The sequence below is a fragment of the Rhodococcus chondri genome (genome assembly GCF_036327435.1).
GTDB classification, from domain to species: Bacteria; Actinomycetota; Actinomycetes; order Mycobacteriales; family Mycobacteriaceae; genus Rhodococcus; species Rhodococcus chondri.
The window spans coordinates 1-11,098 of record NZ_JAUZMZ010000150.1 but is presented as its reverse complement, the minus strand read 5'-3'; the positions used below and the strand labels follow the sequence as shown (position 1 = coordinate 11,098).

Genomic DNA, 11,098 nt, shown 5'->3' with positions numbered 1-11,098 from the left:
CCTTGACCTCGACCGGCACAACCTCATCGGCGAAACGGCCCGATTCCCATGCGGCGTGGGCACGTCGGTGGCTTTCCGCAGCGAGCGCATCGGAGGCCTCCCGGGTGATGCCGCATTGCCTCGCGACGTTCTCCGCGGTTTCGATCATTCCGCTGATCCTGCCGAAACGCCATTCCGGCTGGGACCGTTCGCGTCCACGATCGAGTCGGTCGTAGAGGTTCAGTCCACCCGAGCGGGTGCCCCAGCGGGCTCCGGTCGTGTAGTGCTCGATGTTGCTCATCGATTCGACGCCACCGGCGACGACGGCGTCGGCCGCGCCGGTCTGCACCATCATCGCGGCGGTGACGAGGGCCTGCAGGCCGGTGCCGCATCGGCGGTCGGTCTGGATGCCCGCGACGGAGATCGGCAGACCGGCATCGAGCGCGGCCCAGCGGCCGATGCAGGGAGCCTCGGAGCTCGCGTAGGACTGGCCCATCACGACTTCGTCGATGCGTGCCGGGTCGATGCCCGCTCGCGCGACGGTCTCCTTGACGACGGTCGTCGCGAGGCTCACCGCCGACACATCCTTGAGCGAACCACCGAAGCGGCCCACGGCGGTGCGAACGGGGGCGACGAGTGCCGCTCGGGTCATGGCCATGCTCCTCTGACGAAGGATTTGTACGGCCATTTTTCGCGACCGGTGCGGAGACGTCAATCGCTACGCCCTGCAGATGCATCCGAATCAGCGATGCGAGCGGCGCACGACACCTATATGAGCGGCGCGCCCGCGCTGCAATGGCCGTACATATCCGGCCAGGATCTAGCCGACGATGCCGGCCTCGCGCAGCCTCGCGATCTGCTCCTCCGTCAGGCCCAGCCCCTCGAGCACCGCGTCGGTGTGCTGCCCGAGACCCGGGACCGGACCCATCGGCAACTCGACATCGCGGAAGTTCATCGGCGGCAGGATCGCGCGGACGGTGCCGGCCTCGGTCTGCACCTCACGCCAGCGGTCGCGGCTGCTCAGCTGGGGATGCTCGATGAGTCCCCGCAGATCGCGCAGACGGGCCGCAGGAATGCCGGCGCCGGCGAGCTTCTCGTCGAGATCGGCACTGCGGTAACCGCGTGTCGCGTCGCCGACCAGCTTGTCGACCTCGTCGCGCCGCCGCACCCGCTCGACGTTCGTCGCATACCGCGGGTCGTCCGCCAGGTCCGGCATTCCGAGCACCTCGGTCACCAATGTCCGCCAACCGCGGTCGTTCTGCACTCCGATGAGGATCTCCCCGTCCGCGGTCGGGTACTTGTCGTACGGGGTGATCGACGTGTGCGCCAGACCCATGCGCGGCACCTGCCGGTCCTGATACATCTGCAGGTACATCGGGTAACCGAGCCACTCGGAGGTGGCGTCGAACATCGACACGTCGATCGTCGCGCCGACCCCGGTGCGGTGCCGGCGCAGCAGCGCGGCCTGAATCGAGGTGAGCGCATACATGCCGGCGGCGATGTCGGAGGTGGGGATACCGGTCTTGACGGCGGTCTCGGGCGTGCCGGTGATGGAGCACAGCCCGCTCTCGGCCTGCACCAGCAGGTCGTATGCCTTGCGGTCGCGCATCGGCCCGTCGGAGCCGTACCCGGACATGTTCACCACGACGAGTTCCGGATGCTCGGCACGCAGAACGTCCGCACCCAGGCCGAGGCGCTCGACGGCTCCGGGCGCCAGATTCTGCAGGAAGACATCCGCCTCCGCGACCAGCGACTTCACCGCGTCGATGCCCGCAGGCGCCTTGAGGTCCACCGCGAACGATTCCTTGCCGCGGTTGAGCCAGACGAAATGCGCGGCCAGGCCGAGCACCGCGCTGTCGTAGTCGCGCGCGAAGTCGCCGTCTCCGACGCGCTCGATCTTGATCACGCGAGCGCCGAGGTCCGCGAGATGCCGGGTCGCGAGTGGTGCGGCGACGGCCTGCTCGAGGCTCACCACCGTGAAACCCGCGAGCGGCAGCTCGGCCGAATCGGCGGCGTTTCGGTCTGTTACATGGGCTCGCACTCCGGTGTCCTCCCTGTCGGTGCAGTCGGCTGTATGTCTACCACCCGACGAATTGATGCATTCTCGCTAATAATCGGAGCGCTATTAGGTATTGGACGGGAAAGCTCGACGCTGCAACCCTCATCTGAGACGTAGGACACACCGGGTCGCTCTCGCGAGCCGAGGCACAGAGAGGACGACGGCATGAGCACGTCCACCCCCACCGAACGCGAGGTGGCGAAGAAGGCCCGCAAGGCCGGCATCGCCTCCTTTATCGGTACCACCATCGAGTGGTACGACTTCTACATCTACGGGACGGCGGCAGCGCTGGTCTTCGGCCAGGTCTTCTTCTCCGACGAACTCTCGGCCGGTGTCGGCACGCTGCTCGCGTTCGTCACGCTGTGGGCGGGCTTCCTCGCCCGGCCCATCGGCGGCATCATCTTCGGCCATCTCGGTGACCGCATCGGACGCAAGAACACGCTGGTGATCACGCTGATCATGATGGGTTTCGCAACCGTCGGCATCGGCCTGCTGCCCACCTACGCGCAGATCGGAATGTGGGCACCGGCCCTGCTCGTGTTCCTGCGAGTGGTCCAGGGCATCGCCGTCGGTGGTGAATGGGGTGGCGCCGTCCTCATCGCCAGCGAAAACGCCCCCAAGGGCAAGGGCATCCTGTACTCGGCGTTCGCGCAGCAGGGCTCCCCGGCAGGAAACCTGCTCGCCACCATGGCGTTCTTCTTCCTCGCCGCGATGCCCACCCCGGAGTTCCTGCTCTACGGATGGCGTATCCCGTTCATCTTCTCGGCGCTGCTCGTCATCGTCGGCATGATCATCCGGCTCAAGCTCGAGGAGTCGGACGCGATGAAGGCCGTGCTGGCCCGCAAGAAGACCGTCAAGCTCCCGATCGGCGAGGTGCTGCGCAAGCACTGGGTGCTGGTCCTTCTCGGCGCCGGCGCACTGCCGCTCGCCCAGGTCACCTACTTCAAGAACACATTTGCCTTGTCTTGGGCCACAAACGAACTCGGCTACGAACGCGGTACGTTCCTCAGCATCATCGCGATCGCCCTGGTTGTGCAGTTCATCGTGCAGCCCTTCGGCGCGGTGCTCGTCTCGAAGATCGACATGCGCAAGGCCATGTGCCTGATGATCGTGCCCGAGTTGTTCCTGATGCCGGCGATGTTCTTCGCGATCCGTACCGAAACCTTCGCCATCGCCGCAATCGGCATGTGCCTGGCCACCATTCCGCACTCGATGTTCTACGGGGCGATCGCAGGCCTTCTTGCCAGGGCCTTCCCCGCGAACATCCGGTACTCGGGCCTGTCCGCCGCCTACCAGCTGTGCTCGCTCATCGTCGGCGGCGGCACACCGGTGCTCGCACAGTGGATCCTCAATTCGTCCGGCGACGTCACCGGCGTCGCGATCGCGGCGGCAGCCTACGCTGCGGTGTCGCTGGTGTGCACCCTGCTGCTGCTCAAGCGCACCGGGTACGACCCCAAGGCGCTGTCGAGCGCGGAGCAGTCCGACGCGGACGAACTCGAACTGGAACGCCGCGACGCTGCAGCTGCCGAGATCGCAGACGCCGCAGACGACGGGGCCGCGGCACGGGACGCGACCGACCCCGTCGTCCGGACAGCACGCGCACACGTTCCCGCCTAGCAGGAACGGATGTGAGCGGGCCGGCCGACGATGCTGTCGGCCGGCCCGCTCACATCATCGGTGTCGGCAAGGCTTCCTCGGACAACCGCAGAACCTCCGCGAGAGCAGAACTCGGATCGTCCGCACGCCACACGAGCCGGACGTCGAGCGGCGCGGTCTGGTCGGCGAGCGGCACGAACACGACATCGGAATTGACGACGTGCTGCGCCACCGACGACACCGTCAGCGTGCAGCCCACCTCTGCCGATACGAGCGCAACCAGCGACAGCGAGTCGGGAGCGCTCTGCACGATGCGAGGAGTGAATCCGGCATCGTGGGCAAGGCGCAGGAGCAACTCCCGCAGCATGGAACCCGGCTCGGCGGGGAGCATCACCCAGGATTCGCCGGCGAGGTCGGCCAGTCGCACACTCGCCGCCGCTGCGAGTGCATGGCTTCGGGGAAGCGCGACGACGAGGTCCTCGTGACCGATGACCCGCGAGGCGATACCCGGTGGGAAGAAGAGCAGCCGGACGATGCCGATGTCCAGCGTGCCCTCCGACAGCCTGTTGACGACTTCGCTCGCGTATGCCGAACTGGTGAGCACGAATTCGATTCCGGGATGCGTACGTCGCACCAGCTTCGCCCAGGTACCGACCAGGTGGTGCGACGACGACCCCGCGAATCCGATCCGTACCCGGCCGGTCTGGCCGCGTCCCGCGGCGGTCACCGCCATCTCCGCGAGGCGGACCGCGTCGAGGATCGCGCGAGCGGGCCCGACGAGGGCCTTCCCCGACTCGGTGAGCTGCACGCTGCGTGTGCTGCGCTCGAACAGCGTTGCACCGAGCCGCTTCTCGAGCTGCCGGATGGTTCTGCTCAGCGGCGGCTGGGCGATGTGCAGGCGCTGCGCGGCCCGACCGAAGTGCAGTTCCTCCGCCACCGCCAGGAACGCTCGGATCTGATGTATCTCCACCCGAACCATTATTGCGTTTCCCGCAATAAATGCGGCAATACTTTGTATTGGACTGCATCTATTGCGTGTGTCACAGTCGAACACAACGACAGACGCGGCAGGAGACCGTTATGCCAGCAGACAAAGTCATGACCATGCGCGACGCCGTCGCGACCTATGTGCAGGACGGGATGACCGTTGCCCTCGAGGGCTTTTCACATCTCATCCCGTTCGCGGCAGCACACGAGATCATCCGGCAGAAGCGCACCAACCTCACACTGTGCCGCATGACGCCGGACATCATCTCCGACCAGATGATCGCCGCCGACTGCGTCTCCAAACTCGTGGCATCGTTCTTCGCGAGCGGTTCCGCAGGGTCGCTGTACGAGATCCGCCGACGCATCGAGAAACACGACCCCGTCAAACTCGAGGTCGAAGAGTACAGCCACTACGGCATGGTGTGCCGCTATCAGGCCGGGGCCGCCGGACTGCCCTTCTTCCCGCTGCGCTCGTATGCCGGAAGTGACCTGCCCGCACTGAATCCGAACATCAAGCTCGTTCAGGATCCGTACGGCGAAGGCAGCACCTACGTGGTCCCGCCGCTGAACCCCGACGTCACCATCATCCACGCGCAGCGCGCCGACCGCGCCGGCAACATCCAGATCTGGGGCATCGCAGGCGTGCAGCAGGAGGCCGTGTACGCGGCGAAGAGGGCGATCGTCGTCGTCGAGGAGATCGTCGACGACGACACCGTCCGCTCCGATCCCAGCCGCACCCTCATCCCCTCGCACGCCGTCGACGCCGTGGTCGTGTGCCCGCGCGGTGCACACCCGTCGTACGCCCAGGGCTACTACGACCGCGACTGCGCCTTCTACCGCGAGTGGACGGCGATCAGCAAGGATCCACAGGCGCTGCGCACGTGGCTGAAGGAATGGGTTCTCGGCACCGCCGACCACGAGGAGTACCTCACCAAGCTCGGCGACGACTACTGGACCGACCTCGAGGTCGCACCACGATTCTCCGGGACCGTCAACTACGGGAGCCGCAAATGACCATCGCTACTGAAGCATTCTCGACCACCGAGCTGATCGTCTCGGTCGCGGCCCGCGAGCTTGCGGGTAAGGCACGCGTTTTCGCGGGCGTCGGACTGCCCACCCTCGCGGTGGACCTCGCCCGGCGCACATCGAACCCCGACGTGGAACTGATCTACGAGTCCGGCGTGTGCGGTGCGCATCCGGAAGGGATGGCCGAGGGCATCGCCGACTCCGTCGTGGTGTCCGGAGCCGAATCCGTCGTCTCGATGGCATCGCTGTTCGGGTACGTCCTGCAGGGCGGAAACGTCGACGTGGGGTTCCTCGGGGCGGCACAGATCGACCGCCACGGCAGCCTCAACACGAGTGTCATCGGCGATTGGGACAAGCCCACCGTGCGACTGCCCGGCGGTGGCGGCGCCGTGGAGATCATGCCCAACGCCGGCGAAGTCTTCGTCATCATGCGCCGCCACGACCCCAGCGCGTTCCCCGCCGAACTCGACTTCTGCACCTCACCCAGTCCGGTCCGCGCACGCGAGGCCGGAGTGGGCATCATGCCTCGCGGCCGCGGCGTCACCAAGGTCTTCACCAGCCTCGGCGTGCTGTCGCGCACCGGTCCGTTCGACGAACTGGAACTGACGAGCATCCACGGGGGCGTCACCGTCGACCAGGTACGCGCGGCAACCGGCTGGGACCTGAAGGTGTCCGCAGCACTGACGGTCACCGATCCGCCCAGTGCGCAAGAAATTGACCTGCTGCGCAACGAGATCGACAAGGTCCGGCTGTACCTGAGGTGACTGGGCGGGCCCGGTCACCGTGTCGCGCGAGCCGACTTCAACTCGTCGATGCGCCGCTGAATCCGGCGCATCCCGCGCAGCCAGCGATCGGTGTTGCTCGCCCGGCCCGCGTAGTACTCCGCGACCTCACGATGCGGGAGGATCAGGAAGTTCTCGTGGGCCAGGGCGCGCATCACCTCGTCCGCGACGTCGCCGGGTTCGAGGACGTTGTTCTCGAAGATCACCGACCCGGCTTCGTCTGTGGGCAGCAAATTCGTACGTACTCCCTGCGGGCACAAGCACTGGACCGTGATACCCCGGTCGCCGTAGGTGGCCGACAACCATTCGGCGTGCGCGACGGCCGCGTGTTTGGACACCGAATACGGCGCCGACCCGAGCATCGTGAGAAGCCCCGCCGCAGAGGCGGTCACGACGAAGCGTCCGCGACCGCGCTCGAGCCATTCCGGTACCAGTTCCCGCGCGGCACGCACGTGTCCCATCACGTTCACGTTCCACGACCGCTCCCACGCGGCTTCGGTGTCGACCGGTCCGGTTTCGATACCTGCGTTGGCGAAATAGGCGTCCACCGAGCCTAATTCCCGTCGCGCCCGCTCGATGAGTGCGATCACCGCATCCTCACCGGCGGCGTCGCCGGGAACCGCGATACCGCCGATCTCATCGGCGACGGCACGGCATGCATCGGTGTCGAGATCGTTGACCACTACGCGCGCACCGGCCGCCGCCAAGCGCTGCGCGAGCGCACGACCGATCCCGTTGCCGGCGCCGGTGACGACGACCCCCGCACCGCGGATCCATTCCGGGTATTCGCTTGTCTCCACTGTCGTTCCGCTTCTCTCGTCGAACTTCGTCGAAAACGGCACTGCCCGGCCGACGGTGGCCGGCCGGGCAGTTGGGCGAACCTACATCTTGCTCATCGCGTCCGCGCCACCGACCAGCATCGCCGCTGCGACACCCACGGCGGTCACGCCGGTCATCACCAGTGCCACGGCGGCGACGAGCGGGTAGCCGCCGTTGGACCAGTACTCGAACAGGATCGTGCCCATGACCTGCGTCCGGGACGCACGCACCAGCAACGACGCCGTGAACTCGTGGGTGAGCAACACGAACAACAGTGCCGCGGTACCGCCGAGACTTCCACGCATCAGCGGCAGCAGAATTTTGACGTTGGTGGCGATGAATCCCGCACCACTCACCCGCGACGCTTCGAGGTAACTGTCGCCGAGTGCGAGCATTGTCGACAGTTGCATGCGGGTCGCGAACGGCAGCATCAATGTCACGTATACCAAGATGACGACCCACGGGGTTCCGTACAGGACAATCGGGCCCTGGGTGTAGGTCAGCAGGAACGCCGCGCCGAAGATCACCGCGGGCACACCGAGCGGCATCGACACCAGCACGTCGACGACCAGGCGCAACACGGGGTAACGCTGACCGCGCACGATCAGATTCGCGGCGATGAATCCCAGCGGCAGCACGATCGCCATGGCGACGAGGGAGAACATCAGGCTGTTGCCGATGGCAGCGGGGACCGCCGTTCCGGAGAAGATGGTGCTGAAGTTGTCGAACGTCAGCGCATCGAAACTGATCGTTCCACTCCAGTACCGCGACAAGGATACGAACACGAGAGCGAGCAGCGGCAAGACGGTCGAGAACAGCGAGAACATCAAGATCACCACGACGCCGGTCTTGGACGGCCGGCCCTGCGACTTGAACGCCTTCCCACCGTGGGTGACGAAGCGACGCTGGTTACCGAGCATGGCCTTCTGCGCGAACACCACGACGATACCGACGACCAGGAGCGGCGAGCCGAGCGCCGCGGCGGTGGCGAACTGTGCCGGACTGTCACTGATCTGGAAGTACATTTCGGTGGTGAGAACACTGACACCGGAGTTGGTGCCCAACAGCAGCGGCCCGGTGAACTGGCCGAGGCCGAGCAGAAGCGCGACTCCCGCGCCGTAGATGAGAGTGGGACGCAACAACGGCAGGGTGATCTTGAAGAACACCTTCCACTCCGGCATGCCGGAGACCTGCGCTGCCTCGATCATCTCCGAGTTGACGTTCTCGAATCCGGATCGAACGAACATGTAGACGAATGAACTGAGTGAGAAGCCGGTGATGATAATGATCCACTCGATCGAGTAGATGTCGATCGGGCCTTCTTCGAGATTCGACCACCACGGCAGATTGCGCAGCATGGAGTTCAGGTAGCCGGGCCGCGGCGACAGCAGGAACGCCCAGCCGACGATCGCGGCGACCGAGGGAATGACGATCGGCAGGATCGGCAGGATTTCGAGCAGGGCCAGCCGGCGCGGCAGGCGGTTGGCCGCCCACGCAAGCGCGGTGCCCAGCACCATGGCGATGACCAGTGAGCCGATCGCCAAACCGACCGTATTCCAGAGGATTTGCCCGATTCGTGCGAGACCGAATGCCCGCGAGTACCCGGCCGCGCCGTCTTCGAACGCGGTGAACTGCAGGCGCACGATCGGGACGATCACCAGATACGCGAGCAGCGCGACGAATGCGATGACGCCCAAGCGGCGCGCACCGGTCCGGACTGCCTCGTTCTGCAGGCCCCCGGGGGCGGCGGGAGCCGGCTCGCGGGTCTCGGTCCGTTGCAGAGTCAATGTGGCCATCGTGCTCACCCGGCCAAGGCGCCGACGAGCGCCTGCTGTTCCATCGGCAGTGCATTGCCGTCGGTATCGAAGGTCCGGCCGTCGACCGGATCGAACGCGAGAATCATCCGGGCACCGCGGGACACCACACGCGGCGCTCGTGACGAATCGAACGTGGAGACGCGGGCATGCAGTTCACGGCGACGCGAGCCCTCGACATCGACCGAGAGCATGACGTCCAGGTGCAGGCCGCCGTATTCGACGTCATCGACGTGCACTGCCATGCCGGCCTCACCGGGCCGGAGATCGGACGCGTCCGTAACCAGTCGGACCTTCTCGGGGCGCAACCGGATGATGAACGACCCGATCGAGGAAGCGGCGCGCGGCTGCATGCCGTGGATCTCGGTACCCAGCGCGTACCAGCGACCGTCGACGTACTCGCACGGCACACGATTGGACATGCCGGTGAAGCCCGCGACGTATTCGTCGACCGGCTCTTCGAACACTTCACGCGGCGGGCCGATCTGGACGATTTTGCCGGCCTTCATGATTGCCATGCGGGTGCCCAGAGCCAACGCTTCGCTCTGATCGTGCGTGACGAACACCGCCGTGAACGGCTTGCGCTGGTGGAGGTCGTGGAGCTCGGCCCGCACCTGATCACGCAGCCGGGCGTCGAGGTTGCTCAGCGGCTCGTCGAACAGCACCAGGTCGGGGTGCGAGACCAGGCCGCGAGCCAGCGCGACGCGCTGCTGCTGCCCACCCGATAGTTCCGCGGGAAGGCGGTCGAGCAGACGCTCACAGTCCACGAGGGCAGCGGTCTCTTCGACGCGTCCGCTGTCGAGGGCATCGAAGAGCTTGCGGGACTTGAGCGGGTAGGCGATGTTCTTGCGCACCGTCATGTGCGGCCACAGCGCGTAGGACTGGAAGACCATGCCGATGAAGCGCTTGTCCGGAGTGAGGTTGATGCCCCGGCTGCGATCGAATACCACCTGGTCGCCCAGCGTGATGGAACCGCCGGCCGGTTGTTCGAGACCGGCGAGGCAACGGAGAGTGGTGGTCTTGCCACAGCCCGACGGGCCGAGCAGTACCAGGAATTCGCCGTCCTCGACCTCGAGATCGAGGTGGTCGACGGCCACTGTCGGGGGTTTGCCGTCGAAGTTCTTGAGCAGCTGGCGTACGGAGACGTGGGACACGGTGTTCTCGCTTTCTGACCGAGCTGTGATCAGGACTCAGTGAGGGAGAGTTCGGCGGACGCCGGCTCGCTCGTGGGGTCGATGGTGGATGTGCCGCTGCTGTCTCCTGCGGTAACTGCGAGCAGGTACAGACGTTGGGCGTGGTCGTCACCGCTCCCCCACAGCACCCCGGAGCTCAGGGCGCGACGGTAGTACAGGTGCGCGGTGTGTTCCCAGGTGAATCCGATGCCGCCGTGCACCTGGACGTTCTTCTCGGTCGCGAGGGTCGCGGCATCACCACACGCGAGCGCGGCAATGGCGGCGGCTTCTGCGAGATCGTGATCGGTGCCCTCCTCGACTGCCCACACGGCATGGGCGACGGCGGATTCCGCGAGCTCGACGGCGACGGCCACCTCGGCCAGGGCATGCTTGATGGCCTGGAAACCGCCGATGGGCCGGCCGAACTGGACGCGACTGCCGGCGTAGGCCACCGACGCGGCCAGGCACGCCCGTGCGACCCCGAGGCTCTCGCACGCCAGCGCGACGACGGCGCGGTCACGGATCCAGTCGAGCGGTGCCTCCTCGCCCAGCAGCGTGGCCCGAGCAGCCTCCGCGTGGACGACGGACAGGACGCGAGTCGCGTCGGTGGTCGTCATGCGCTCGACACTCAGATCGGACGCGTCGATCGCGTAGAGGCCGACTGCACCGGACTCGTCGGCTGCCGGCACCAGCACGGTGTCCGCGATGTCACCGTCGACAACGAACTCTGCTCTGCCGGTAACGAATACGTTGTCGCCGATCGACTCCGCCCGGAACACGCTGCCGTGCGCAGACGCATCGTCGCGCGCGGCGACCACGGTGGCCACAATGCTCTCCCCTGCCGCGATACCCGCGAGCAGCGCT

General features: G+C 66.3%; 10 protein-coding genes. 3 read left to right on the top strand and 7 right to left on the bottom strand.

Going from position 1 to position 11,098, the window contains the following annotated elements:
* Positions 1–631 (bottom strand): thiolase family protein (locus Q8814_RS20555; protein ID WP_330153848.1); only part of this gene is annotated, 631 nt, incomplete at its 3' end.
* Between the two features lie 168 nt (positions 632–799).
* Positions 800–2,020, bottom strand: a complete 1,221-nt coding sequence (locus Q8814_RS20550) for a CaiB/BaiF CoA transferase family protein (protein ID WP_330153847.1) — start codon at positions 2,018–2,020, stop codon at positions 800–802.
* Between the two features lie 183 nt (positions 2,021–2,203).
* Here Q8814_RS20550 and Q8814_RS20545 point away from each other — a divergent pair, with 183 nt between their 5' ends.
* Positions 2,204–3,655 (top strand): MFS transporter, encoded by a 1,452-nt coding sequence (locus Q8814_RS20545; protein ID WP_330153846.1) that lies wholly within the window; start codon positions 2,204–2,206, stop codon positions 3,653–3,655.
* A 49-nt stretch (positions 3,656–3,704) separates the two neighbouring features.
* Here the strand turns inward: Q8814_RS20545 and Q8814_RS20540 are convergent, their stop codons facing one another.
* Positions 3,705–4,604, bottom strand: a complete 900-nt coding sequence (locus Q8814_RS20540; protein WP_330153845.1) for a LysR family transcriptional regulator — start codon at positions 4,602–4,604, stop codon at positions 3,705–3,707.
* A 110-nt stretch (positions 4,605–4,714) separates the two neighbouring features.
* Here Q8814_RS20540 and Q8814_RS20535 point away from each other — a divergent pair, with 110 nt between their 5' ends.
* Entirely contained in the window at positions 4,715–5,635 is a 921-nt protein-coding gene (locus tag Q8814_RS20535) for a CoA transferase subunit A (protein WP_330153844.1), read from the top strand.
* Positions 5,632–6,411, top strand: coding sequence for a CoA-transferase subunit beta (locus tag Q8814_RS20530; protein WP_330153843.1), 780 nt, complete (start codon positions 5,632–5,634; stop codon positions 6,409–6,411). The genes Q8814_RS20535 and Q8814_RS20530 overlap by 4 nt, the downstream gene beginning before the upstream one ends.
* A 14-nt stretch (positions 6,412–6,425) precedes the next feature.
* On the opposite strand, the gene Q8814_RS20525 is transcribed toward Q8814_RS20530, so the two are convergent.
* The 4 genes from Q8814_RS20525 to Q8814_RS20510 form a co-directional block, all read right to left on the bottom strand.
* The gene (locus Q8814_RS20525) at positions 6,426–7,229 is read right to left on the bottom strand and encodes an SDR family oxidoreductase (RefSeq protein WP_330153842.1); all 804 of its coding nucleotides are present in this window, start codon (positions 7,227–7,229) and stop codon (positions 6,426–6,428) included.
* 81 nt (positions 7,230–7,310) lie between these two features.
* On the bottom strand, positions 7,311–9,044 hold the full coding sequence (locus Q8814_RS20520) for an ABC transporter permease (protein ID WP_330153841.1): 1,734 nt from the start codon (positions 9,042–9,044) through the stop codon (positions 7,311–7,313).
* A 5-nt stretch (positions 9,045–9,049) separates the two neighbouring features.
* Positions 9,050–10,216: an ABC transporter ATP-binding protein gene (locus tag Q8814_RS20515; RefSeq protein WP_330153840.1), complete on the bottom strand. Its 1,167-nt coding sequence runs from the start codon at positions 10,214–10,216 to the stop codon at positions 9,050–9,052.
* Positions 10,217–10,245: 29 nt separating this feature from the next.
* On the bottom strand, positions 10,246–11,098 hold an 853-nt coding region (locus tag Q8814_RS20510), incomplete at its 5' end, for an acyl-CoA dehydrogenase family protein (RefSeq protein ID WP_330153839.1).